The following is a 24,173-nucleotide window of genomic DNA, read 5'->3' on the forward strand; positions in this document are numbered from 1 at the left end:
CGCCGGGCGCGTACAAGGGCCGGCGCAAGGCGCGTGTCTGGCGCAATTCGGGCCGCCAGAAACGGCCAGCGCAAAGCGGCAGGCGGGATAAAGGGCGGCCGTGAGGAAGCCGGTCAGAGCGCGGCTGGCCCGCTCAGCGCGGCCGCTTCAGCACGATGTAGACCGCTCCGGCCCCGCCATGCCGGGGATGGGCGGGACGCACCGCCGCGATGCGGCCGGCGTGGCGACCGGCGGCCAGCCAGTCGAGCAGCTTGGCGCGAATCGCCCCGCGCCGGTCGCCGCGAGACGCATGGTCATCCGACGGGCGCGGTCGGCCGGTGACCAGCAGCACCAGCCGCGCGCCCAGGGCCACGGCCTGGGCCAGCCCGTGATCCAGCCGGGCATGGGCGGAATCGAGCGTGTGGCCATGCAGGTCGAGCGTGAAGTCCGGATCGATCGCCGCGCGGGCCAGCCGGCGGTCCCAGCCGGCATCAAGTCCATGCCGATCGAGCGGGCGCGGCGCCGCCGCGCGGACCGGTTCCGGTGGAAGCGGCGCGGGAACGCGGCCTCGCACCTTGGGGCGCGGGACGGGGTGTGGGGCGACGGGGGCGGCCGGGCCAGGCGCGGGATGGCCCGCGCCCGGTTCGGCCCGGCGCGGGTGGATCGGCCGCACGGTCGCGGCGACCCGCGCCCACAGCTCGGCTTCCTCGGGGGTCAGCCCGCGCGGGGGCCGGCTCATTTTCGCGCGGCAGAGGCGGCGCCGGTGCCCACCAGCCGCGCCAGGGTTCCCGCCGGGACCAGCACCAGGGCATTGCCCCTGGCGCTCATCCCGCCGGCGATCAGCCGCGCGGTGGGGCCGGCGCCCCAGAACGAATCAAACCGGTTGGCGCCCTTGATCGCCCCGCCGGTGTCCTGGGCGATCCACAGCCCGGTGGTCTCGGTGCGGTCGGTCGCCAGCCATACGGGCGCGCCCAGCGGCACCATCAGCGGATCGGCGGCCAGGCTCGCCTGGGCGCGGACCGGCACGCCCAGCGCGCCGACCGGGCCATCGCCGCTCACCTCGCGGAAAAACACCACCGAACGGTTGGCCCGCATCATCGCGCGCCCTTCATCGGGATGGGCGCGCAGCCAGGCCATGATCCCCTGCATCGAGCCGGAGTTCTGGCCCGGCCCCGCGCCGATCAGCCCGGCATCGCGCATGAGCTGGCCGATCGCGGTATAGGGCTGCCCGTTCTGCCCGGCATAGCCGATCCGGATGACCGTGCCATCGGGCGCGATCAGCCGCCCGGAGCCCTGGATTTCCAGGAAGAACAGCTCGATCGGATCGGCCGCCCAGGCCAGTTCCAGCCCCTTGCCGGCCAGGGCGCCATCCTGGATCTGGGCGCGGTCGAAATAGGGCACGAACCGCCCATCGGCATCGAAGCGGCCCACCGGCCGCTGGCCGGTGCGCTGGTCGAACGGGGTCTCGAAGGGCCAGGCCCGCACCAGGTCCGGCGGCAGGCGATAGACCGGCACCTCGAAGCCCGGCTGGCGGGTACGGGCGCCAGCGATCTCGGGCTCGTAGTAGCCGGTCACGAAGGCCTGGCCATCGCCCACCCTGACCGTTTCGAAATAGCGGGTGAAGAAACCGGCTGCATCGCCGGCTGGCCAGCCGGGCGCGGCGGCGCAGGGCGCCTGCCAGTCCACCGGACGGGTCAGCCCGCTGCCGTCACCGCGCGCCAGCAGGGCGCGGCAGCTTTCCGCGAACGAACGCAGCGCCGCCGGCGCGCGCGCGCCGGCCAGCGGCAGGCTGGCCACGGCCGGCCCGGGCATGATCCCGGTGGATAGCGCGGTTGGCGGAGGCGCGGATGTGGGCGCCGGCGTGGGCGCGGCGACCGGTCCCGGCACCAGGGCCGAACCGCCGGGCCGGGCGGGGGGAATGATCGTGCAGGCGGCGAGGATCAGCGGCGCGAGCAGTAGCGCCGGCCGCAAAGCCCACCGCACCGCACCCGATCGGAGGAGCCTCCGCTGCCGCCCTGCCCCCCGCACGCAGCGCGCCTCAGGCTTCGTCGGTCTCGTCGAGCAGCCAGTCGGGGCCGGCGGCGGACAGGTCGCGGCTGAAGGTCCACAGGTCGCGCGCCTCGATCGCATCGTTGAGCGAGCCGGCGATGACCGTGCCTGCCGCATCGCGGGTGACCGCGGCGATATCGGCGGTGAAGCGGACCGTGATCCGCGCAAGGGTGCCATCGAGCACGGCATCGACGATGCTCGCGTCCTCGATCCGCACCAGCCGGTTGTCGAGCGTTTCGCCAGCGGCAAGGCGGGCATCGATCGCCGAGGCGAAGCCCTGGTAAACGTCGCGGTCGCACAGGTGGGCCAGCTGGTCGCGGTCGCCCTTCCAGAAGGCGTCGAGAATCAGGCGATAGGCGCCGCGCGCGCCCTGGAGGAACACCAGCGCATCGAAGCGGCGATCGGCGGCGGCAATGTCGCGCAGGCCGCGCTCGGCGGCGGGCAGCACGCCCGGCAGTTCGCGGCGGACAGGCTGGGCGGCGCGCGGCAGGGCGCGCTCGGGCAATTGCGGCGCCACGGCGCGCGGAGCGCCGGTGCTGCCGGCCTCGCCACGCGGATCGATCCGGCCCTGGATGGTCTCTTCCTCATGCTCCGCCCGGCGGCCGAGCACCGAATAGAGCCGCAGCCCGAGGAAGGCTGCAATCATGGCCAAGATGACGACTTCAACGGTCACGTCGATCTGCTTTCGTTGGGCTGGCGGGCGATTTCGCCGCAGACTCACTGTGCCTCAGATAGGTAAGCTTGACAAATGAACAACGGATGATCGCCACCTCCGTGCATTTTTCGCGTCCGGAGGAGGGAAATGGCACAAGGGGCCGGTGCGCCGGGCGCCGGCCCGGCATCGTGCCGGCAGCAAGATCGCAGTCGGCCAGAGTCCCGGCGGGCCTTTGCGCGAGAGCCAAACACTGCTAGGCGCGCGGCCAGTTCCCATTCGTTTCCAGCAGTCGAGAAAGCACTTCCCATGGCCGATGAAGGCAACGTCATTTCCGATCTCAACCTCGGCGGCTCCGCTCCCAACGGGCAGGACACCGGCCCGGCCGCGGGGATCATTTCGCAATACGTCAAGGACTTCTCGGTCGAGAACCCCAATGCGCCGGCAAGCTACCAGTGGCAGGACGCGCCGCAGCTCGATGTCCAGTTCAACATCCAGTCGCAGCAGGTCGACGGCGAGATCCACGAGGTCGAGCTGAAGATCTCGATGAACGCCAAGGCGGAAGGCGGCGTCGCCTACATGATCGAACTGGCCTATTGCGGCCTGGTCGGGATGCGCGGCCTTGCTCCCGAACAGGAACACGCCTTCATCTATGGCGAAGCCCCGCGCATCCTGTTCCCCTTCGCCCGCCGCATCCTGGCCGATGCCGTGCGCGATGCCGGCTACCCGCCGGTCATGCTGGAACCCATCGATTTCAACGGCCTCTATCTCCAGCAACTCGCCCAGGCCGCGCAGACCTCGGGCGAACCGGCCGGCAACGCCTGAACGCCATGCACCTCCGTCCGCTCGTGCTGAGCCTGTCGAAGCACCGCGCGCAGTGTTTGGGCCTTCGACAGGCTCAGGCCGAGCGGACGTAGGCTTGTTTTCATGAACCTTCTCAGGGCCACCGGCACAATTGGCGGGCTGACCCTGGCCAGCCGCGTGCTCGGCCTGGTGCGTGACAGCCTGTTCGCGCGCTACATCGGCGCCAGCTTCGCCTCCGACGCCTTCCTGGTGGCCTTCCGCCTGCCCAATATGTTCCGGGCGCTGTTTGCCGAAGGCGCCTTCGCCAGCGCCTTCATCCCGATGTTCAACCAGAAGGTGGCCAACCCCGAAGGCGCGGGCCTGAAGGACGGCCTGGCCTTCGCCGAAGCGGCCCTCGCCGTGCTGCTGCCGGTCCTGCTGGTGATGACCGTGGTGCTGGAAGTCTTCGCCTGGCCGGTGACCTTCGCGCTCTCGGGCAAGTTCAACGGGGTCAGCCACGAACAATTCGCCTTCGCGGTCGAACTGTCGCGCTACACGATCCCCTACCTGATGCTGATCAGCCTGGTTTCGCTGTTTGGCGGCATATTGAATTCGCTGCACAAGTTCTGGGTCAACGCGGCCGCGCCGATCCTCCTCAACCTCACCCTGATCGCCGCCCTGCTCTTGTTCCACACCAGTGACCCGCTGGCCACCGCGCGCAACCAGGCGATCGCGGTCTCCGTCTCGGGCCTGCTGCAACTGCTGTGGCTGGCTTTCGCCTGCTGGCGCAACGGGGTCAGCCTGAAACTGCGCCGGCCGCGCCTCAGCCCCGAGGTCAGGCGCCTGCTCAAGCTGATCTGGCCGGCGGCGGCGGGCGCGGGCGCGGTGCAGATCAACCTGGTCATCTCCACCGCGCTGGCCGCCTCGCTGCTCGCCCACGGCTCGGTCACCTACATCTACATGGCCGACCGGCTGAACCAGTTGCCGCTGGGCCTGATCGGGATTGGCCTTGGCACGGTGCTCCTGCCCACGATCTCGCGCCAGCTCGGCGGGGGCGAACACGCCGCCGCCATGGAAACCCAGAACCGCGGCCTCGAACTGGCCCTGCTGCTCACCCTGCCGGCCACCGTGGCGCTGGTCGTGGCCGGCGAACCGATCGCCGCCGCGCTGTTCGGCTATGGCCGCTTCACGGCCCAGGATACCCATTTCACCGCCCAGGCGCTCGCCGCCTTCTCGGTCGGCCTGCCCAGCTACATCCTCGTGAAAGTGCTCACCCCCGGCTTCTATGCCCGGCAGGATACCCGCACCCCGGTACGCTATGCCACGGTGTCGATGGTGGTGAACCTGGTGGGCAATCTCGCGCTGATCCTGCCGCTCCAGCACATGGGGCCGCCGCTGGCCACCGCGATCGCCTCCACGGTCAATGTCGCCATGCTCTATCGCACCCTGGTGGCGCGCGGCCATTTCGTCATGGATGCGCGGCTGCGGCGGCGCGCGCCGCGCCTGGTGCTGGCGGCGCTGGCCATGGGCGTGGCCTTGTGGTTCGGCCAGGGGCTGCTGACGCCCTATGTCCACGGCACCTGGCTGGTGCGCTTCGCCGCGCTGGCGGCGCTGGTCTCGGCCGGCACGGTCGTCTATGGGCTCGCCACCGTGGTGATGGGCGCCTTCTCGAAGGACGACATCGCCCTGCTCCTGCGGCGGCGCCGCTCCACATCTGCAAAGTGAGTTCCATGCGTATCGTTTCCGGCATCCAGCCCACCGGCAATCTCCACCTCGGCAATTACCTGGGGGCGATCCGCAATTGGGTGCGGATGCAGGATGAACACGCATCGGGGGAATGCCTCTATTTCCTCGCCGATCTCCACGCGATCTCGATGCCGCACGTGCCGGCCGACCTGGCCGCCAACACCCGCGAGATGGTCGCCGCGCTGGTCGCCTGCGGGATCGATCCGGAGCGCTCGATCCTGTTCAACCAGGCCCAGGTGCCCCAGCACGCCGAACTGCAATGGCTGCTCAATGGCACCGCGCGGATGGGCTGGCTCCAGCGGATGACCCAGTGGAAGGACAAGGCCGGCAAGAACCGCGAAGGCGCCAGCGTCGCCCTGTTCACCTACCCGGTGCTCCAGGCCGCCGACGTCCTGCTCTACCAGGCCACCCACGTGCCGGTGGGCGAGGACCAGAAGCAGCACCTCGAACTCGCGCGCGACGTGGCCCAGAAGTTCAACTTCGATTTCGCCAGCGAAGACGCGCCGGTCTTCACCCTGCCCGATCCGATCATCCCGCCCGAAGCCGCGCGGATCATGAGCCTGCGCGACGGCAGCTCCAAGATGAGCAAGTCCGACCCTTCCGAGATGAGCCGGATCAACCTCACCGACGATGCCGACACCCTGATGACCAAGGTGAAGAAGGCCAAGACCGATCCCGAACCCCTGCCCAGCGAGGCGGCGGGGCTGGAGGGCCGGCCCGAAGCGGCGAACCTGGTGGGCATCTACGCCGCCATGTCGGGGCGCACGGTCGCGGATATCCTCGGCGAATTCGGCGGCAAGGGCTTCGGCGCGTTCAAGCCGGCGCTGGGCGAGCTGCTGGTCGAAAGCCTGGCGCCGATCAACGCCCGGTTCGTGGAGCTGCGCCACGATCGCGCCGCGCTCGATGCGATCCTGGCCAAGGGCGCGGCCCGCGCGCGGGCGCTGGCCGTGCCGACGCTGGAAAAGGCCTATGTCGCGCTGGGGCTGGTGCGGGGCTAGCACGAGTCAGCTTTCCGAAAGGTTGGGCCGGGCAAGGGGCGCCCGGGGCTGCGTTTCACCGCCGCATGGGAGCGCCGCCGCTTGATCCTGCCCAGCTCCCTCACCGCCCCCGCGGCCCATGGCCCGTCGCGGCGCGAACGGGCGATCTCGGCCCTGCTCTCGCTGGCGATCTGCGCCGCGCTGGGGTTCATGCTGGCACGGATGGGGGCTTTCGCGCCCGCCGCGCCGGGCAATGGCTCGCGCCTCGTCGCGGTCGACCTAAGCCAGCATGAAGCGGACAAGCCCCGCCAGGCCCAGCGCACCCAGGCTCACCAGGTCGCCGCGCCCAGCGCGACCGCGCCGGTGATCGTGCCGCCCCAGCCCACCCCCAGCGCAACGCCGCTGCCGCCGCTCGCCCTGATCCCCCTCACTCGCGCCGAGATGGCCTCGGCCGACATCGGCCGGATGGCCCGGCGCGGCCCGGCGGCGGGGCCGCCAGCCCCGAACGCCGGCGGCGCCAGCGATGCGGGCGGCGGCGACGGGCCAGGCGGCGCCCATCTCTATGCCGCGCAATGGGTGCGCGAACCGACCCGCGCCGAAATGGCGACCTATATCCCCAAGGGCGCCAACGCACCCGGAAGCTGGGCAGTGATCGCCTGCCGCACGATCGAAGGGTTCCACGTCGAGGATTGCCGAGAGATGGCGGAGAACCCGCCCGGATCGGGCCTGGCGCGCGGGTTGCGGCAGGCCGCCTGGCAGTTCCTCGTCCGCCCGCCGCGCGTGGGCGGCCAGCCGCTGATCGGCTCGTGGGTCCGCATCCGCTTCGATTTCACCCGCGATCCCGACCACGCCGAGGCCGGCGCCGGGGCGGACTGAGCTCGCCACCCCTTCGCCGCCCTTGCGGCACGGGCTGCCGCAGGGCATTCAAGCTGAGTTCAGTGCCGGAGCGTTAGATTGACGCTCAGGCGCGCTGACCCGTGGGGCGGGAGGGCAGCGCGAGAATCGAAAGGGAAACAGGATGTCGCGCAAGGCTCTCGAATTTTCCGCCCTGGGCAAGCGGCTGAAGCTTGCCGCCGTGCCGCTGGTGCTGGCCAGCCTTTCGGCCTGCGCCACCGGGTTCGATACCAGCGTCAGCCGCTTCCAGTCGCAGATGCCGGCCCCGGCCGGGCAGACCTTCGCGGTCGTACCGGAAAACCCCGCGCTCGAGGGCGGGCTGGAGTTCGCCCAGTATGCCCGGCTGGTCGAAGGCCAGATGGTGCGGCTGGGCTATGCCCCGTCCGATCCGGCCCATGCCACGATGATCGTGCGGTTCGATTATGGCGTTGATCGCGGACGCGAACGCCTGCGCTCCACCGCCTTCCACGATCCGTTCTGGGGGCCGTGGTATGGCTACCACGGATTTGGCGGCGGCTACTATGGCCGGCCCTACCGCTTCGGCCCTTCTGGCGGCTGGGCCGGTGGCTGGAACTGGGGCTGGTATGATCCGTGGTTCGACAACGAGGTGGAAAGCTACACCATCTACACCAGCGGGGTCTCGCTCAAGATCGACCGCAAGGCCGATGGCACCCGCCTGTTCGAGGGCAAGGCCGAGGCGGTCTCCACCTCCAACCGCCTGCAATACCTCGTCCCCAACCTGGTCGAGGCGATGTTCACCGGCTTCCCCGGCCACTCGGGCGAAACGGTGCGGATCACCGTGGCGCCGGAACACACGCGGCGCTGAGCCGGGGCTGATCTCCAATCTTCTCCCGTCGCCCCGGGCTTGACCCGGGGCGACTCAGGTTTTGTCCGAGGTGCTTGCGCGGCGCTCTCCGCGCGCGCAAAAGCTGGCACGATGAAGCGTTTCCTGCCCGCGTTCGCTGCCCTGCTGGCCGTGCCCTTGAGCGCGCAGGCGCCTGTGCCCGCCGCCCCCTCCTCGCCCGCGCCGCGTTGGTCGGCCCCCGTGCTCGCCAGCCTGCACAAGTGGCTGGCCGCCGCGCCGGAGGATGCCCTGCCGCCCCCCGATGCGAGCGCACTCGAAGCGGCCGAGCGCCTGGGCGATACCGCGGCGGTCGACAACACCGCCGATGCCCTCGCTCTGAAGCTGGCGCGGATGCATCTCGCCGGCTGCTGCGATGCCGCCGCCCACGCCGGCTGGCATATCACCGACACCGACCGCACCGACGACCTGCCCGCCCGGATCGCGGCGGCCGTGGCCGGCGGCACGCTCGATGCCTTCTTCGCCGGCCTCGCCCCGGACAATCCCGAATATGCCGCCCTGCGCGCCGCCCTCGCAACCGAGAAGGACCCGGCGCGCAAGGCCACCCTGGCGCGCAACATGGAGCGCTGGCGCTGGCTCCCGCGCGATCCCGGCGCCGGCTCGGGCGGGCGCTACCTGCTGGTCAACACCGCCGCCTTCGAGGTGAGCACCTGGGCCGGGGTCAAGCGGCTCGATCGGCGGGCGGTGATCAATGGCAAGGTGTCCTCGCCCACCCCGATCTTCTCGGCGCGGGTCACCGGGATCATCTTCAACCCCTGGTGGGACCTGCCGCCCAACATCGTGCGCGAAGGGATCGGCGCGCTGGCCGCGCGCAACCCGGCGGCGGCGCGGGCCAAGGGCTATGTCTGGAGCGGCGGGCACTTCCGCCAGCGGCCCGGCCCCACCAATTCGCTGGGCGCGATGAAGCTGGTCATGCCCAACCCCTACAACATCTACCTCCACGACACGCCGGCCAAGCAGCTGTTCGCCCGCCCGGTGCGCGCCTTCAGCCACGGCTGCGTGCGGGTGAGCGATGCCCTGGGCTTCGCCGCCACCCTCGTGGACGAAAGCCGCCCCGCGGTGGATGCGCGCGTGGCCGCCGGCGCAACGGTAACCGTCCCCCTGCCAGCGCCGCTGCCGGTCTATATCGCCTATTTCACCGCCGGCCTCGGGCCAGACGGACAGGTGGCCTTCTACCCCGACATCTACCGCCGCGACGGCGCGATGGGCGACAAGAAGGACCGCCGGAAATTCTGCCCGGCGTAACCAGGTTCCTCCCCGCTCGCGGGGAGGAACAGGCCTGGCGGCTCAGGGCTTGAGCGAAACCACGCCGCCGGTTGAACCGAAGCCGCCTTCGCCGCGCGCGGTGTGTTCCAGTTCGGCCACCTCCACCCAGCCCGCGCGCACCACCGGCGCGAGGACCAGCTGGGCCACGCGATCCCCCCGACGGATGGCGAAGGGCTCGGTCCCGTGGTTGATCAGGATCGCCTTCACCTCGCCGCGATAGTCGGAATCGATCGTGCCCGGCGCATTGGCCACGGTGATCCCGTGCTTGAGCGCCAGGCCCGAGCGCGGGCGGACCTGGATCTCGAAATGCGGCGGGATCGCCACGGCCAAGCCCGTGGCCACGGCATGGCGCGCGCCGGGCGCCAGGGTCACGTCCTCGGCGGCCACCACGTCCATCCCCGCCGCGCCGTCGGTGGCATAGGCCGGCAAGTCCAGCCCCTCGCCATGCGGCAGGCGCTTGACCAGAACGGGAACGGGTTCCGGGGCCGATCCGTCAGACGAGTGCATGGGCAATCCTTTCAACCAGGGCCATGGCCACCATGTCCTTGGGCATTTCGGGCAGGTGTTCCACGCCTTGCGCGGTCACGATGTGGACCGTGTTGGACTTGCCGCCCATCACGCTGCGGCCCCTGGCATCGAACGAGACGTCGTTCGCCACGATCCAGTCCGCGCCCTTGCGCTTGCGCTTCTCCTGGGCGTGCTCGATCACCTTGTCGGTCTCGGCGGCGAAGCCCACCAGCAGCTTGGGCTTGAGCGCGGGCGTCGCGCCCACCGTGGCGAGAATATCGGGGTTCTCGGTCAGCATCAGCACCGGCGGGGCCGAGCCGCGCTTCTTGAGCTTGCTGGTGGCCACGTCCTTGGTCCGCCAGTCGGCCACGGCGGCGACCATGATCGCCACGTCGGCGGGCAGCGCCCGCTTGACCGCCTCCTGCATCTCGCGCGCGCTTTCCACGTCCACCCGGTCCACCCCCGGCGGGGTCGGCAGGTTGACCGGGCCGGCGACCAGGGTGACCTGCGCGCCCAGTTGGGCGGCGGCGGCGGCAATGGCGAAGCCCTGCTGGCCGGAGGAACGGTTGGCGATATAGCGCACCGGATCGATCGGCTCGTGGGTCGGCCCGGCGGTGACCAGCACGTGCCGGCCGGAGAGCGGGCCATCCTCGGGCTTGACGAAAGGCGTGGCCGGCGCGTCCGGCAGGGCCGCGCCCACGCTGATCCCGTGGTTGTCGCCGGCGATCGGCTCGGGCGCGGACTGGCGCTCGTTCACCAGGTGGTTGAGCGCTTCGGGATCGGTTGGCGGCGCGGCGCGGGCCTTGCCCTTCCTGACCAGCAGCGCCCCGGCGCCCGGCACAGGGGCGGCCGGCACTTCCGGCTGCGGCGCGGGGGCGCTCAGCGCCTCGCCCTCGGCCGGACTTTCCAGCGCAATGGCCTTTTTCGCGCCCTTGCCCTCAGCCCGACCGATCAGCGAAGCGGACAGGCCGCCAAGGCCCGTGCCGGCCCCGGCCTCATCGGCGTCGTTGGCAAAGGAAGGCAGCGGATCGACCGGGACGAACGGCCCGTCCTCCGGCGCATTCCACCCGGCTCCATCGCGCATCGGCAGGGCGTCAGGCCCGGTGAACCAGGCGGCGACCTGCCGCCAGACCACATCGGGTTCTGGCAGGCGGCCGGGGCCGAATTCGCCGCAGGCCATGGCCCCCTCGTCCGGGTCCATCACGAAGACCCCGGCCTCGCGCAGGGTGGCGACATTGCGCTGGGTGGCGGCGTGCTGCCACATCCGCACGTTCATCGCCGGAACCACCATGACCGGCTTGTCGGTGGCCAGCAGCAAGGTGGTGGCCAGATCGTCGGCGATGCCGGCAGCCATCCTGGCCATGAGATCGGCCGTGGCCGGGCAGACCACCACCAGATCGGCCTCGCGGCTGAGCTGGATATGGCCCATCTCGACCTCGTTCCTCAGGTCCCACAAGGTGGTGTGAACGGGGTTTTCCGAAAGCGCGGCCAGCGCCATGGGGGTGACGAACTTCGCGCCCCCCTCGGTCAGCACGCAGGTCACCTTGCCGCCGCCCTTGCGGATCATCCGCACGAGCTCGCACGACTTGTAGGCGGCGATCCCGCCGCCAATGATCAGGAGAATGCGCGGTCCGGCCATGGTGTCACGTTCTCTGCACAGGTCCGAGCGCAAGGGCAATCGCGTTTCGTCCCATTCCGGCGGAGCGCCGCAGATCGCGCAGGGCCGCGGGCAGGAAGGCCAGGCCGATCAGCAGCGTGGGCGCCACCACCATGCCCCAGTAGTAATTGTCGCCGCGCCCTGCGATGGCGAAGGCCAGGCCGTAGCCCGCCTGGAGCAGGGTTCCGAACAGGCCGGCGGCGCCTTTCCAGCCCGACCAGCCCAGCAGGCTGGCCACCACCAGCGGCCCGGCCAGCCAGTGCGGCAGCAGGCGCAGGTTGCCTGAAAGCACCACCATCGAAAGCCAGCCCGATAGCCCGCGCAGGGTGATCCACGAGGCCGAAGGCTGGTCCGCCGGCACGACCATCCGCGCCACCAGATGGAGGTGGACGGCCATGGCCGCCAGGAACAGCGCCACCAGCGCCAGCCAGGCCGCGCCCTCGCGCCAGCGCCGCTGCCACAAGGCGAAGGCGGCCATCAGCAGGACGAAGGGCAGCGCGTGTTCGCGGATCGCCAGGGCCAGGGCGGCGGCCAGCCAGGCGCCCAGCCAGCGCCCGCGCTCCGGGCGATGGAGGCCCAAGGCCAGCGCCAGAAACTGGCCTGCCCACAGCTCGTGCAGCACGAAGAAATAGCGGGTCGTCCCGATGGTCGCGCCGATCAAGAGCGCGGCCATGGCCATCGCGCGGACCGGACTGGCCTGGGCATCGCCCCCCAGCTTGCGCCACCAGGCCAGCAGCACCGCCAGGGTCAGCAGCACCGCCAGCGGGGCCAGCGCGGCGGCGGGCACGGCCGCCTCGATCACCGCCAGGGTCGGCAGGCGCACGGCAAAGCCCGGGTGCAGCGGGAAGCGGTGCCTGCGATGTTCCTCGGCGATCACCGCATAGTAGCCCTCGCCCGCCTTCAGCCGCGCGATGACATCGTCGTAGAGCTGGAGATCGGCGTCGCGGGTGCGGACCTGGCCGGGCGCGGCCGGCGCGGCGGCGCGGGGCGCTTCGTCCTCGCCCGCGCGGATCGGGGTGAAAGCCGCGGCCACCAGCAGGGCCAGCCACAGCGCCAGGATGGCGCGCGCCGCCCGGCGCGGCCAGACGGCAAAGCGGCTGGACGGAAGGGCAAGGGGATCAGGCAAGCGCCCGGTCCCCGCCCCGCCCCAGCCCGGCCGAGCGCCACAGCGAAGGCAGCGCATAGGGCAGGAAGCCCCCGCCCATGAACAACAGCGGGGTGATCACGATGCCCCAGTAGAAATTGTTGTCGCGGCCCGCGATCATGAAGGCCAGGGCATAGCCGAAGGTGAGCAGGGCGCCGAACTCGCCCATCGGGCTGCGCCAGCCGGTCCAGCCGAACAGGGCCAGCACCACCAGCGGGCCGGACAGCCACACCGGGAACAGCGAAAGCAGGGTGGAATTGTTCACCTTGTACATCAGCCCGGCAATGCCCTTGAGCACGAACCACGAAGGGCTGACCGGATCGCCCGGGCGGATCTGCGCCTCGGCGAAATGGAGGTGGACCATCAACGCGGCCCCGAACAGAGCGATCAGCGCCGCCCAGGCCGCGCCTTCGCGCCAGCGCCGGTGCCACAGCGCCCAGGCCGCCATCAGCAGGACGAACGGCAACGCCAGCTCGCGCACCGCCAAGGCAGCGGCGGCGGCGAACCAGGCCGCGCCCCAGCGCCCCTCCTGCGGGCGGTGGAGGCCGAACGACAGGGCGATCAACTGGCCCGCCCAGATCTCGTGAAGCATATTGTAGCGCGCGCTCAGCCCGCTGGCGATGCCCGCCATCAGCAGGGCCAGGGCCATCGGCCGGCGGCTTTCCCCGCCTGGCTCAAGCCCCAGCCGGCGGGCATTGGCCAGCATCATCGCGGCAAACAGCACGACCTGGAGCGCGATCAGCCCGGTCGGCCCCAGCGCCACCGTCACCATGGCCAGCGTCGGCAGACGCACGGTCAGGCCCGGAGCCACCGGATAGCTGTTGGCGCGCTGCTCCTGGGTGGCGGCAACGTAATAGTCGTCGCCCCGGGCCAGGCGCTGGTTGATCAGGCGATAGAGCCGGAGGTCGTTGTCATCGTCCCTGGTGACCTTGTGGCCGGCGGCATCGGTCAGGGTGACCTTGGGCGGCGGCGGCGGCGGCGGCGCATAGCCCGGCGCGATCGCGGCCAGCACGAGGAAGGCGGCCAGCAGCGCCAGCACGATGCGCGCGCCGGCGCGCGGCATGGCGGCATAGCGGTCGAAGCGGCGGCGCGCGTCCGTCGCTGGCGACCCTAGCCCAACCAGCCCTGCGTCATGAGTGTCCACGTAACCAGTCCCCCCAGAACCCCCGCGAGAAGGTATCGCGGCCAGCTAGCCCCACCATGGTTACCATCGGGTTGACGGCCGGCCTGCCAGCGCGCCCAGACCAGCTCGATCTCGCGCAGCGGCGGGGCTTCGGGCGCGCCGCCCCGGGCGGGAAAGCGCTCCTCCACCCGGCGCACCAGGTCGGGCAGGCGCAGCAGGGTCTTCACGTCGTCGCGCAGGCGGGCGGCGATCGCGGCCTCGGGGCCAAGCTCGTCGCGGATCCACGCGCCCACGAAAGGCGCGGCCACGTCCCACATATTGATCTCGGGGTCGAGCGCCTGGGCCAGCCCCTCGACCATGACCATGGTCTTCTGCAACAGCAGGAGATGGGGCTGCACCGCCATGTCGAAATCGCGGGTGATGGCGAACAGCCCGTCGAGCATCCGGCCGACCGAAAGCTCGCTCACCGGCCGCCCGCGCATCGGCTCGCCCACGGCGCGCAGCGCGGTCGCGAACTCGTCGACCGAATGGTAGCTGGGCACATATTGCGCCTCGAAGTGGATCTCGGCCACGCGGGCATAGTTGCCCGTGGTCAGGCCATAGAGGATCTCGGCCAGCCACTGGCGGGCGCGGCGGTCGATCCGGCCCATGATCCCGAAGTCGATCGCCACGATCGTGCCGTCGGGGCGCACGAACAGGTTCCCCTGGTGCATATCGGCATGGAAGAAGCCCACGCTGATCGCCTGGGTGAGGAAAGCCAGCACCAGCCGGCGCGCCAGCGCGGGCAGGTCGTGCCCGCCGCCGCGCAGGGCGCCAAGGTCGCTCATCTTGGTCCCGTCGACCCATTCGATGGTCATCACCCGGCCATTGGTCCGGTCCCAGTCGATCCCGGGCACGTGATAGCCGGCAAAGCCCTTCATCGCCTCGGCCAGTTCGGAGGCCGAAGCGGCCTCGCGGCGCAGGTCCAGCTCGCGCGCGGTCCAGCGCCTGAGGTTGTCGATCACCATGCGCGGGCGCAGCCGCTCGGCCTCGCCGCCCAGCGCCTCAAGGTGGGCGGCGGCCCATTCATAGGTTTCCAGGTCGCGGGCGAACTTCTCGCGGATGCCCGGGCGCAGCACCTTGACCGCGACCGTGTGCCCCTCGGTCGTCACCGCGCGGTGGACCTGGGCGATCGAGGCGGCGCCGACCGCCTCGGGTTCCACGCTGGCGAACAGCCGGTCCAGCGGCTGCTGGAAGCTCGCTTCGATCTCGGCGCGCACGGCGGCGAAGCCCACCGGGGGCAGGCTGTCCTGCAGGGTCAGGAGATTATGGGCCGCTTCCTCGCCCACCAGGTCGGGACGGGTGGCCAGGGTCTGGCCCAGCTTGATTGCCGCCGGGCCGATCGCCTGGAAGGCGCCGGCATAGTCGGGCACGCGCGGCTGGATCGTGCCCAGCCGGGCCACCCGGCACAGGCGGCGCACCGGGGCCGGGGTGTTCATCCCCTCCTCGATGATCCTGAGCGCGCCATGACGGGCCAGGATGCGGCCCCAGCGCAGCAGGCGCCAGATATGGGTGACGGCAGACGTCATCGGGCCATGGCCGTTTTCTTGTCGGGTGCGCCCCTGACATCCGTCAGGGGCTTGCGGCACCGGCCCGCTCCCCCGGCCCGACCTCCCACACGGTACACTTGATGGGTGGTCGGGCCGGGGGAGCGGGCCGGTGCCGGCGAGGTCGCGCCGAAGGCATGACCGGGCAACGCCCGCATCACGCCTTCCACCCGGAATGGATCGCCACCAGCCCGCCCAGGATCGGCTCCACCTTCGTGCGGGTGAAGCCGGCCTCGCGGATCATCTGCTCGAAGCGGGGCATGGGCGGAAAGCGGCGGATCGATTCGATCAGGTAGCGATAGCTTTCCGCGTCGCCTGCGATCATCTGGCCCAGGCGCGGCACCAGGTGGTGCGAATAGGCATCGTAGGCTTCCTTGAAGCCGGGCCACTGGGTGGTCGAGAACTCAAGGCAGAAGAACCGCCCGCCGAACCTCAGCACGCGGAAGGCCTCGGCCAGGGCCGCATCGATCCGGGTCACGTTGCGGATGCCGAAGGCGATCGTATAGGCATCGAACGAACGGTCGGCGAAGGTCAGCTCTTCTGCGTTCTGACAGCTCCACCCCAACCCTTCGATCCCGCGCCTGGCCGCGCGTTCCATGCCGACGTCCAGCATATCCTGGTTGATGTCTGAAACGGTCACCTGCGCGCCGTGGCGGGCCATGCGGAAGGCGATGTCGCCGGTGCCGCCGGCCATGTCGAGGATCGCCTCGCCCGGCCGCGGCTTCACCCGGCGCACGAACCTGTCCTTCCACACGCGGTGAAGGCCGGCACTCATCGCGTCGTTCATCACGTCGTACTTCTTGGCCACGCTGGAGAAGACCGCGCCCACGCGCCGGGTCTTCTCCTCGGGGGAGACCTCCTGGTAGCCGAAGGACACCTGGTCTGGGGAAGGCTGTTCGCTCATGCCACGCGCCTTAGGAGCATTTGCGCGGGCCGAAAAGGTTGATACCCGCATTGCCATGCCGGAATTGCCCGAAGTCGAAACCACCGTGCGCGGCCTCGCCCGCTTCCTCGAGGGCGAGACGCTGGCCCGCGTCGCCACCCGCCGGGCAGACCTGCGCCGCCCCTTCCCGCCCGATCTGGTCCAGGTGCTGACCGGGGCGCGGGTCACCGGCATGGGCCGGCGAGCCAAGTACGGGCTGATCCATGTGGACCGCGGACAGACCATGGTGTTCCACCTGGGAATGTCCGGGCGCTGGCGGATCGATCCGGAAGACCTGGAAAAGCACGATCATCTCGTGCTGGAAACCGGCTCGGGCCACCGCCTCGCCCTGTGCGACCCGCGCCGCTTCGGCTCGGTCGACCTGGTCGAAACCGCCGCGCTGGATCAATGGCCCGCCTTTGCCGCGCTCGGGCCGGAACCGCTGTCGCCCGCCCTCACCCCGGCGCACCTTGCCGCCAGCTTCGCCGGCCGCCTCGCCGCGATCAAGCTGCTCCTGCTCGATCAGCGCGTGGTCGCCGGGCTGGGCAACATCTACGTGTGCGAGGCGCTCTTCCGGGCACGGATCGATCCGGAAAAGCCGGGCGGAAAGGTCAGCCCCGCCGCGCTTCGCAAGCTCGTCCCGCAGATCAAGGCCGTGCTGGAGGAAGCCATCGCGGCGGGCGGCAGCACGCTGCGCGACTATGCCCAGCCCGATGGCCAGCTCGGCTATTTCGCCAAGGCCTTCGATGTCTATGGCCGCGAGGGCGAGGCCTGCCGCTCGTGCGGCGGGCCGGTGCGGCGGATCGTCCAGGGCGGGCGCAGCACCTGGTCCTGCCCCCGGTGCCAGAAATGAGCCGCCTGCGGCCTCAGCGAATCACCGAGGCCGCCGCCAGGCCGGCAAAGCCCAGCAGCACGGCGGCAAGGCCGCGCCACAGAACCCGCTGCGACAGGCCCAGCCTGACCAGCCCGGCGCCCAGCAGCAGGTAGAACCCGCTCGACAGGGCAATCAGCGGCGCCAGCAGCGCGAGGCGCCCCGGCAGCGGCGCGGGCGGAATCAGCAGGCAGGCGAATACCACCACCTTGGGGTTGGTCAGCGTGGTCACGAACAGCGCGCCGGCCCCGCCACCCGCGCCAGCGCGGGCCAGTTCGGGCGCGCGCCAGATCCGCAGGGCCAGCCAGACCAGCCAGGCCAGGGCCGCCAGCTTGAACCCCAGGGCCAGCGGCAGGCCGGGAAACAGGCCGATCATCCCTGCAACCAGCGCGATGCCGATGGCATAGGCCAGGATCACCACCGGGATCAGCCGCAGCCCCCGCGCCCAGCCTACGCGCTCGGCGCCGGCGGCCAGCAGCAGGTTGGTCGGTCCGGGCATCACCAGCAGGGCCAGGGCCGCGATCACGAACGAGAGGGCGGCATGGGATACGGGCAACAGGAACGGCACGGGCGACATGGACTCCCTCTTGCCCGAGGCGCGCTCCGGGCACATTGCGCCAGGGCAAATCGCCCTGCGCCACTCGGGCGTTGACGATTCGCCCCTGCGCGGTTAAGGGCCGCCCTTCCCGTGGGATGGCTCCGGCCAAGCCCGCGATGATTGCGTTGGTCACGGCGCAATCCAGAACGCAATTCAAATCACGGGCCCGCCGGGCCGAACGAAGGACAGACATGGCCAATACGCCGCAAGCCCGCAAGCGCATCCGCCGCAACGAGAAGCGCGCCGAGATCAACGGTGCCCGCATCGGTCGCATCCGCACCTTCGTGAAGAAGGTCGAAGCGGCTCTCGCCGGTGGCGACAAGTCGGCCGCCGCCGACGCGCTCAAGGCTGCCCAGCCGGAACTGGCGCGTGGCGTCGCCCGCGGCGTGCTCCACAAGAACACTGCCTCGCGCAAGCTGTCGCGTCTGTCGAAGGCGGTCGCCAAGCTCGCCTGAAGGCGAATCGATTCGCCGTCGCGGCGCCCGTCAGGGGCGCCATGACGGGACGAAAACGGAACACGGCCGGGGGGCTTCCCCCGGCCTTTTTCGTTCCGGCAGACCCGGCTCCGATGCGCCCTGGCAAAGCCTCATTAGAAAAGCGCGGAAATTCTGCGATTCGGCTGGGGCTATACTGAAAAACCGCAGAAATCAGGCCTTTGACAGCCAACCGACGGGATTCTCCCGGGGGGTGAAGTGTCAAGGAGCTTTATTTCAGTTTTTTTGCAGCGGGCCGCTTGCGTGGAATCAAATCCGCTTCATAAATCGCCCTGCCCCGAGCGGCAGCGCAACGGGTATCACGGACATGGAATGGCGAATTGGGCGGAAACATCGCGTTTCCGACAAGCGGCGTTCGTGTCTGCCGCAAGCGGGGGTTAGCGGCTGCGTGATGGGGGTTCTGACCGGATGGGACATCTGACAGGACGATACGCGGCTCGGACGAGGCATGGCGCATGGGCGTCCGGGCCGTCGATCCGTTGTCACAAGATTACGGGCGCAGGGGTGTGGCATGACGCATAAGGGCAAGATGAACGAAGCGCGGATGATGGAAGACCAGGAAGCCCTCGATCTGGCCGCCGACTGGGCGGACATCAGCCAGGGCCTTCGCAAGGATCTGGGCCAGCAGCTGCACAGCCAGTGGATCAAGCCGATCCAGCTTGGCTCGTTCTGCAAGGAAACCGGCACGCTCGACCTGTTCCTGCCGACCGAATTCTCCGCCAACTGGGTGGCCGATCGCTTCGCCGACCGGCTCAGCCTGGCCTGGAAGATCGCCCGTTCCGAAGTGCGCCACGTGCGGATCTCGGTCCACCCCGCGCGCCGCCAGATGCCCGATATGCGCCTTGCCGGCGCGCCCGCCGGCCGCCGCCCGGCCAATGATGGCGCGCCCGCGATGCCCGTTCCCGAACCCGGCCCACTAACCCTGCCCTCGGCCGACCTGTCGGGCAGCGAATTCGTCACGCTGGGCCAGCCCTCGATCGGGCTGGATCCCTCGCTCACCTTCGCCAGCTTCGTGACCGGCGCTGGCAACGTGCTGGGCTGCAATGCCGCCCAGCGCATGGCGGCGGCGGAAAAGCCGCAGTTCTCGCCGCTCTACCTCAAGGCCGCCACCGGCCAGGGCAAGACCCACCTGCTCCACGCGATCGGCCACGCCTTCCTCGCCGCGCACCCACGCAGCCGCATCTTCTACTGCTCGGCCGAGCGCTTCATGGTCGAATTCGTCCAGGCGCTGCGCCAGAATCAGATGCTGGAATTCAAGGCCCGCCTGCGCGGCTTCGACCTGCTGATGGTCGATGACATCCAGTTCATCATCGGCAAGGCCAGCGCCCAGGAAGAGCTGCTCTACACGATCGATGCCCTGCTCAACGAAGGCAAGCGGCTGGTCTTTGCCGCCGATCGCGCGCCCCAGGCGCTCGATGGCGTCGAACAGCGCCTGCTCTCGCGCCTGTCGATGGGTCTCGTCGCCGATATCCAGCCGGCCGACATCGAGCTGCGCCGCTCGATCCTCGAACACCGCCTCGCCCGCTTCGCCCCCACCGACGTTCCGGCCGACGTGGTCGAATTCCTCGCCCGCACCATCAACCGCAACGTGCGCGAGCTGGTCGGCGGCCTCAACAAGCTGATCGCCTATGCCCAGCTGACTGGCCAGAAGGTTTCGCTCCAGCTGGCCGAGGAACAGCTGACCGACATCCTCTCGGCCAATCGCCGCCGCATCACGATCGACGAGATCCAGCGCACCGTCTGCCAGTTCTACCGGGTCGACCGCACGGAAATGGCCTCCAAGCGCCGCGCCCGCGCGGTGGTGCGCCCCCGCCAGGTGGCGATGTACCTCGCCAAGGTGCTGACCCCGCGCTCCTATCCCGAGATCGGCCGCAAGTTCGGCGGGCGCGACCATTCCACCGTGATCCACGCGGTGCGCCTGATCGAGGACCTGCGGACCCGCGATGCCGACATGGACGGCGACGTGCGGACCCTGCTGCGCCAGCTGGAAGACTGACGCAGGCCTCCGGCAAACCCATTGCACAGCGCGTGCACCGGCAGGACACAGCTTCTGCCGGGGTTTTGCGCCGTGCTGTCCACAGGCTCAGGGTCGGGCCACGCCCACCCAGCCATCGCCCACCCGGCGGATCGCCACAGCGCCCAGCGGATAGCCGGTGGCCTTGAGCCGCGCCAGCAGGGCCGCCTCGCCCGGCGCCTGGCCATGTTCGGTCCAGAACAGGGTCGGGCAGCCCTTGGCCACCCGACGCGACGCGGCCGGTTCCAGCATGAAGCCGTGGCGAGCCGCCATCAGGGCATAGGCAAAGGGCAGGACCTGGCGGTTCTCCGCCGGCGCCAGCGCGGCGACCGGCTCGTTCCACATGGCATCGTGGTGAACCACGGTGGCCGGGCAGCGGCGGATCTCGGCGGCGATCAGCGCCGCGGTCCCGTTCCACGATGGCCGCGCCGCGGTCTCGCGGGCATTGGCCCACAGCGCCAGCAGGCTCGCTGCCGTGGCCGCCAGCAGCAGTGCCAGGCCGAGGCGCGGCCAGCGCCCGGCCAGCGCCGCCACGCCCAGCGCCAGCACCATGGCCAGGGCCGGAACCAGCCCCACCAGATAGCGATCGACCACGAAGGGGCGCAGGACCAGGTGGATCGCCACGATCATGGCCAGGGCGAAGCCCGTGCCCAGCACGAGGGCCAGGACGCAGTCGGCCCGGGGCGAGATCTCGCGGCGCAGCGCCCGCCAGCCCAGCAGGCCCAGCCCCAGAGCGCCCCCGGCCAGCACGATCAGGTTGGCCCGCAGCGCGGCCAGCACGAAGACCTCGATCCCCCAGCGCGCCGCGAACAGCCCGGGCGCGATCCAGAAAGCGCGGGTATTGGCTTCCCAGTGCGGCCATTGCACCGCGGTGACCGCCACGAACAGCGCGCCCCCCACCAGCGCCGGGGGCAGCACGGCGCGCACGAAGTCCCCCCGCCGCCGCGCCAGGGCCACGGCCAGGAATGCCGCAACCAGGGCGCCGGCGATCAGGCTGGTGGCGATATGGGTGTTGAAGGCCACCACCATGGCCAGCCACAGGGCGAGGCGGCTGGCGCCCGGCCTCGGCTCCGCGTAGAATCGCACCAGCGCCAGCACCAGCACCGCGCAGGCGGCCAGCGACAGGAAATAGGAGCGCAGCTCCGCCCCGTGGACCAGCACCGTCGGCTGGGCGACCAGCGCGGCAAGGTAGAAGGCGGCCAGCAAGCGGAATTCGGTGCGCGCGCCCCGCGTCACGGCCCAGCCTCCACCCAGCGCGGCAAGGCCGATCAGGGCGTTGACCAGCCGCCGCTGCTCGACCGCCGGCCCCAGCCAGCCGGCCAGATCGGCCAGATCGGCCAGGGCATAGAACAGCGGCGGGTGGTTGTCGGCCAGCCAGTGGCGGCCCAGCGCTTCGGTGAAGGTTTCGGGGCGGCTGGTGACGTAGAGCGTGAAGAACTCGTCATACCACGGCCCGCGCGCCGCCATGGCCCAGGCCAGCGCCCCAGCCAAGGCCAGGACCAGCACGGCCACGGCCGCGCGGATGATCCGGGTCGCCGAGGGGGCGGATGTGCTGGTCGTGCTCGCTGCCATGGGGCGGCAGGCCTGGCAGGCAGAGGTTGAAATGCGGTTGAAATGCGGTTGTAGCCACCCCGCCGCTTGCCTAAGCCTGCCCCCCATGAGCCTGCCGCCCGACCGCCTCGACCGTTTCGCCCGCCACATCGTCCTGCCCGAGGTCGGCGGCGCGGGGCAGGTTGCCCTGGCGCGCGGCCACGTGGTGCTGGTCGGCTGCGGCGGGATCGGCTCGCCCGCCCTGCAATACCTGGCGGCGGCGGGCGTGGGCCGGCTGACCCTGATCGACGACGACGTGGTGGAGGCCTCCAACCTCCAGCGCCAGACCATCTTCTCGATGGCCAACCTCGGCCAGTCCAAGGCCCAGGCCGCGGCCGACTGGGTGCGCCACTTCGACCTTGCGCTCGAAGTCCACGCCCGCACCGTCAGGATCGATGCCGGCAATGCCGCCGAGCTCATCGCCGGGGCCGACGTGGTGCTGGATGGCTGCGACAATTTCGCCACCCGCCTCGCCGTCTCCGATGCCTGCGTGAAGGCTGGGGTGCCGCTGGCCAGTGCGGCGCTGGGCCGGTTCCAGGGCCAGATCGGCAATTTCGCCGGCCATCTGCCGGGTGAACCGTGCTACCGCTGCTGGGTTGGCGATGCCTTCGATGCGGAGGATTGCGACACCTGCGCCGCCGATGGCGTCTTGGGCGCGATGGCCGGCATGGTCGGCAGCTTCGGCGCGATGCAGGCGATCCGCGTGCTGCTCCAAGGCCATGCCGCGCTGGGCGATCCGCAATGGGGCAAGCTGCAGCTGTTCGACGGCCTCGCCCCCTCGCTCCGCACGATCCGGGTGCCCAAGGACGCGGACTGCAAGGGGTGTGCGGGCAGGTAGTTCCTCCCCACCGCGTGGGGAGGTGGCGCGCGCGCAGCGCGTGACGGAGGGGGGGCATCCAGACGCCGTGCCTCTCGATAGCCCCCTCCACCGCCCTGTGGGCGGTCCCCCTCCCCGCAAGCGGGGAGGATTCAACCGCTCAGCCCAGCACCTCCGCCACCCACGCCGGCACCAGTTCGGTTGCCGGGCCAAGGCGGGTTTGTTCGAACCAGGCGGAGCCCTTGCTGCGTTCCAGGTTGAGCTCCAGCGTCTCGGCCCCCAGATCACGGGCCAGCCGCACGAAGCCCGCCGCCGGATAGACCGCGCCCGAGGTGCCGATCGAAACGAACAGGTCCGCCTCGCGCAGGGCGGCGTGGATATCGTCCATCCGGTAGGGCATCTCGCCGAACCAGACCACGTCGGGCCGCAGGGCCGGCTCGCCGCATTCGGGGCAGGCGGGCCGGTGCGCCAGCGGCTCGGTCCAGCGTGGGCGGGCATCGCAGGCCAGGCACCAGGCGTTGAGGTGCTCGCCATGCATATGCAGCACGCGGCCGGCCCCGGCACGTTCGTGGAGATCATCGACGTTCTGGGTGACGATCAGCAGCCCGCCCGACCATTCGCGGTCCAGCCGGGCCAGCGCGTGGTGGGCGGCATTGGGCGCCTTTTCCTGGATCGCGGCGCGGCGCATATCGTAGAAGCGCAGGACCAGGTCGGGATCGCGGGCAAAGGCCTGCGGCGTGGCGACATCCTCCACCCGGTGCCGTTCCCACAGCCCGCCGGCCGAACGGAAGGTATCGATCCCGCTCTCGGCCGAAATGCCGGCGCCGGTGAGGATCACGATGTTGCGGTCTTTCGCCATCACCGCCATGAAGCACGCCGACAGCGAGGTGAGCAATCATGAATTCTGGGACGAGAATCGGGATCATCGGCAGCGAGGGACGGATGGGCCATGCCCTGGCCGAGGCCGTGGCGGCCGCCGGCGAAGTGCTGGCCGGCGGGATCGACAAGGGCGGCGATCCGGTGGCCCTGGCCTCGGCCTGCGACGTGCTGATCGATTTCTCCAGCCCCCATGCGCTGGAGGCCAATCTCGATGCGGCGATGGGCGCGGGCGTGCCGATCCTGGTCGGCACCACGGGGCTTGAGGAACGCCACCACTGGCTGATCGATTCCGCTGCCGAACGCACCGCCGTCCTCCAGACCGGCAATACCTCGCTCGGCGTCAATATGCTCGCCCACCTCGTGCGCGAGGCCGCCGCGCGGCTGGGCGAGGACTGGGACATCGAGATCGTGGAAACCCACCATCGGATGAAGGTCGATGCCCCATCCGGCACGGCCCTGCTGCTGGGCGAGGCCGCCGCGCAAGGCCGCGCGATCCGGCTGGCGGACCATTCGGTGCGCGGGCGCGACGGGATCACCGGTGCGCGCGAGGCCGGCACCATCGGCTTTGCATCTTTGCGTGGCGGCAGCGTGGCCGGCGATCACACGGTCCATTTCCTCGCTGACAACGAACGCATCGCGCTCTCCCACCTTGCGGAAAACCGCATGATCTTCGCGCGCGGCGCGGTGCGCGGCGCGCAGTGGCTGATCGGCAAGGCGCCCGGCCGCTACCGGATGCCCGAGGTGCTCGGACTTTGAAGCAGCC

Annotated in this window: 23 protein-coding genes; 11 read left to right on the forward strand and 12 right to left on the reverse strand. The window is 70.5% G+C overall.

Features of this window, described 5'->3' with window-relative positions; translation table 11 throughout:
* Positions 1–133: 133 nt before the first annotated feature.
* From ACFOD9_RS02960 to ACFOD9_RS02970, 3 genes are all read right to left on the reverse strand, one after another.
* Complete coding sequence (locus ACFOD9_RS02960; protein WP_379508594.1) at positions 134–718, reverse strand: Smr/MutS family protein; 585 nt, start codon at positions 716–718, stop codon at positions 134–136.
* Positions 715–1,950, reverse strand: a complete 1,236-nt coding sequence (mltA, locus tag ACFOD9_RS02965) for a murein transglycosylase A (protein WP_379508595.1) — start codon at positions 1,948–1,950, stop codon at positions 715–717. The genes ACFOD9_RS02960 and mltA overlap by 4 nt, the downstream gene beginning before the upstream one ends.
* A gap of 67 nt (positions 1,951–2,017) precedes the next feature.
* A complete protein-coding gene (locus ACFOD9_RS02970) occupies positions 2,018–2,701 on the reverse strand; it encodes a Tim44/TimA family putative adaptor protein (protein WP_379508596.1) in 684 nt (227 codons plus the stop codon).
* Between the two features lie 288 nt (positions 2,702–2,989).
* Between ACFOD9_RS02970 and secB the strand changes: the two genes are divergently transcribed.
* From secB to ACFOD9_RS03000, 6 genes are all read left to right on the forward strand, one after another.
* Positions 2,990–3,505, forward strand: a complete 516-nt coding sequence (gene secB / locus ACFOD9_RS02975; protein ID WP_379508597.1) for a protein-export chaperone SecB — start codon at positions 2,990–2,992, stop codon at positions 3,503–3,505.
* Between the two features lie 102 nt (positions 3,506–3,607).
* Positions 3,608–5,188, forward strand: a complete 1,581-nt coding sequence (gene murJ / locus ACFOD9_RS02980) for a murein biosynthesis integral membrane protein MurJ (protein WP_379508598.1) — start codon at positions 3,608–3,610, stop codon at positions 5,186–5,188.
* A gap of 5 nt (positions 5,189–5,193) precedes the next feature.
* Positions 5,194–6,207 (forward strand): tryptophan--tRNA ligase, encoded by a 1,014-nt coding sequence (trpS, locus tag ACFOD9_RS02985; RefSeq protein WP_379508599.1) that lies wholly within the window; start codon positions 5,194–5,196, stop codon positions 6,205–6,207.
* An 81-nt stretch (positions 6,208–6,288) separates the two neighbouring features.
* Positions 6,289–7,062: a hypothetical protein gene (locus ACFOD9_RS02990; RefSeq protein ID WP_379508600.1), complete on the forward strand. Its 774-nt coding sequence runs from the start codon at positions 6,289–6,291 to the stop codon at positions 7,060–7,062.
* A gap of 142 nt (positions 7,063–7,204) precedes the next feature.
* Positions 7,205–7,906, forward strand: coding sequence for a DUF4136 domain-containing protein (locus tag ACFOD9_RS02995; protein WP_379508601.1), 702 nt, complete (start codon positions 7,205–7,207; stop codon positions 7,904–7,906).
* Between the two features lie 111 nt (positions 7,907–8,017).
* Positions 8,018–9,187 (forward strand): L,D-transpeptidase family protein, encoded by a 1,170-nt coding sequence (locus tag ACFOD9_RS03000; protein WP_379508602.1) that lies wholly within the window; start codon positions 8,018–8,020, stop codon positions 9,185–9,187.
* A 42-nt stretch (positions 9,188–9,229) separates the two neighbouring features.
* On the opposite strand, the gene dut is transcribed toward ACFOD9_RS03000, so the two are convergent.
* The 6 genes from dut to ACFOD9_RS03030 all read right to left on the reverse strand — a co-directional run bounded on the left by dut (position 9,230) and on the right by ACFOD9_RS03030 (position 16,129).
* Positions 9,230–9,715, reverse strand: a complete 486-nt coding sequence (gene dut, locus ACFOD9_RS03005) for a dUTP diphosphatase (RefSeq protein WP_379508603.1) — start codon at positions 9,713–9,715, stop codon at positions 9,230–9,232.
* Positions 9,702–11,354 (reverse strand): bifunctional phosphopantothenoylcysteine decarboxylase/phosphopantothenate synthase, encoded by a 1,653-nt coding sequence (locus tag ACFOD9_RS03010; RefSeq protein ID WP_379508604.1) that lies wholly within the window; start codon positions 11,352–11,354, stop codon positions 9,702–9,704. The genes dut and ACFOD9_RS03010 overlap by 14 nt, the downstream gene beginning before the upstream one ends.
* A 4-nt stretch (positions 11,355–11,358) precedes the next feature.
* Complete coding sequence (locus tag ACFOD9_RS03015) at positions 11,359–12,498, reverse strand: hypothetical protein (RefSeq protein ID WP_379508605.1); 1,140 nt, start codon at positions 12,496–12,498, stop codon at positions 11,359–11,361.
* Positions 12,491–13,660 (reverse strand): hypothetical protein, encoded by a 1,170-nt coding sequence (locus tag ACFOD9_RS03020; protein WP_379508606.1) that lies wholly within the window; start codon positions 13,658–13,660, stop codon positions 12,491–12,493. Before ACFOD9_RS03020 ends, ACFOD9_RS03015 begins: the two co-directional genes overlap by 8 nt.
* Positions 13,627–15,207: a 2-polyprenylphenol 6-hydroxylase gene (ubiB, locus tag ACFOD9_RS03025; RefSeq protein WP_379508607.1), complete on the reverse strand. Its 1,581-nt coding sequence runs from the start codon at positions 15,205–15,207 to the stop codon at positions 13,627–13,629. The genes ACFOD9_RS03020 and ubiB overlap by 34 nt, the downstream gene beginning before the upstream one ends.
* A gap of 175 nt (positions 15,208–15,382) precedes the next feature.
* Positions 15,383–16,129: a class I SAM-dependent methyltransferase gene (locus ACFOD9_RS03030; RefSeq protein WP_379508608.1), complete on the reverse strand. Its 747-nt coding sequence runs from the start codon at positions 16,127–16,129 to the stop codon at positions 15,383–15,385.
* Positions 16,130–16,184: 55 nt separating this feature from the next.
* Between ACFOD9_RS03030 and mutM the strand changes: the two genes are divergently transcribed.
* Positions 16,185–17,000 (forward strand): bifunctional DNA-formamidopyrimidine glycosylase/DNA-(apurinic or apyrimidinic site) lyase, encoded by an 816-nt coding sequence (mutM, locus tag ACFOD9_RS03035; RefSeq protein ID WP_379508609.1) that lies wholly within the window; start codon positions 16,185–16,187, stop codon positions 16,998–17,000.
* Positions 17,001–17,013: 13 nt separating this feature from the next.
* Here mutM and ACFOD9_RS03040 read toward each other — a convergent pair whose 3' ends face one another.
* Positions 17,014–17,595 (reverse strand): hypothetical protein, encoded by a 582-nt coding sequence (locus tag ACFOD9_RS03040; protein WP_379508610.1) that lies wholly within the window; start codon positions 17,593–17,595, stop codon positions 17,014–17,016.
* A gap of 212 nt (positions 17,596–17,807) precedes the next feature.
* Here ACFOD9_RS03040 and rpsT point away from each other — a divergent pair, with 212 nt between their 5' ends.
* Together rpsT and dnaA are read left to right on the forward strand one after the other, a co-directional pair.
* Complete coding sequence (rpsT, locus tag ACFOD9_RS03045) at positions 17,808–18,071, forward strand: 30S ribosomal protein S20 (RefSeq protein ID WP_379508611.1); 264 nt, start codon at positions 17,808–17,810, stop codon at positions 18,069–18,071.
* A gap of 583 nt (positions 18,072–18,654) precedes the next feature.
* Complete coding sequence (gene dnaA, locus ACFOD9_RS03050; RefSeq protein ID WP_379508691.1) at positions 18,655–20,106, forward strand: chromosomal replication initiator protein DnaA; 1,452 nt, start codon at positions 18,655–18,657, stop codon at positions 20,104–20,106.
* A gap of 87 nt (positions 20,107–20,193) precedes the next feature.
* Here the strand turns inward: dnaA and ACFOD9_RS03055 are convergent, their stop codons facing one another.
* Complete coding sequence (locus ACFOD9_RS03055) at positions 20,194–21,696, reverse strand: hypothetical protein (RefSeq protein WP_379508612.1); 1,503 nt, start codon at positions 21,694–21,696, stop codon at positions 20,194–20,196.
* An 85-nt stretch (positions 21,697–21,781) separates the two neighbouring features.
* On the opposite strand from ACFOD9_RS03055, the gene ACFOD9_RS03060 reads away from it, so the two are divergent.
* Complete coding sequence (locus ACFOD9_RS03060; RefSeq protein ID WP_379508613.1) at positions 21,782–22,552, forward strand: HesA/MoeB/ThiF family protein; 771 nt, start codon at positions 21,782–21,784, stop codon at positions 22,550–22,552.
* Positions 22,553–22,691: 139 nt separating this feature from the next.
* On the opposite strand, the gene ACFOD9_RS03065 is transcribed toward ACFOD9_RS03060, so the two are convergent.
* Positions 22,692–23,390: an NAD-dependent deacylase gene (locus ACFOD9_RS03065; protein ID WP_379508614.1), complete on the reverse strand. Its 699-nt coding sequence runs from the start codon at positions 23,388–23,390 to the stop codon at positions 22,692–22,694.
* A gap of 38 nt (positions 23,391–23,428) precedes the next feature.
* Here ACFOD9_RS03065 and dapB point away from each other — a divergent pair, with 38 nt between their 5' ends.
* Positions 23,429–24,166: a 4-hydroxy-tetrahydrodipicolinate reductase gene (gene dapB, locus ACFOD9_RS03070; protein WP_379508615.1), complete on the forward strand. Its 738-nt coding sequence runs from the start codon at positions 23,429–23,431 to the stop codon at positions 24,164–24,166.
* The last annotated feature ends 7 nt before the right edge of the window (positions 24,167–24,173 follow it).

Origin of the sequence: Novosphingobium bradum (assembly GCF_042646485.1) — a bacterium.
In the GTDB taxonomy this organism is placed as follows: Bacteria; Pseudomonadota; Alphaproteobacteria; order Sphingomonadales; family Sphingomonadaceae; genus Novosphingobium; species Novosphingobium bradum.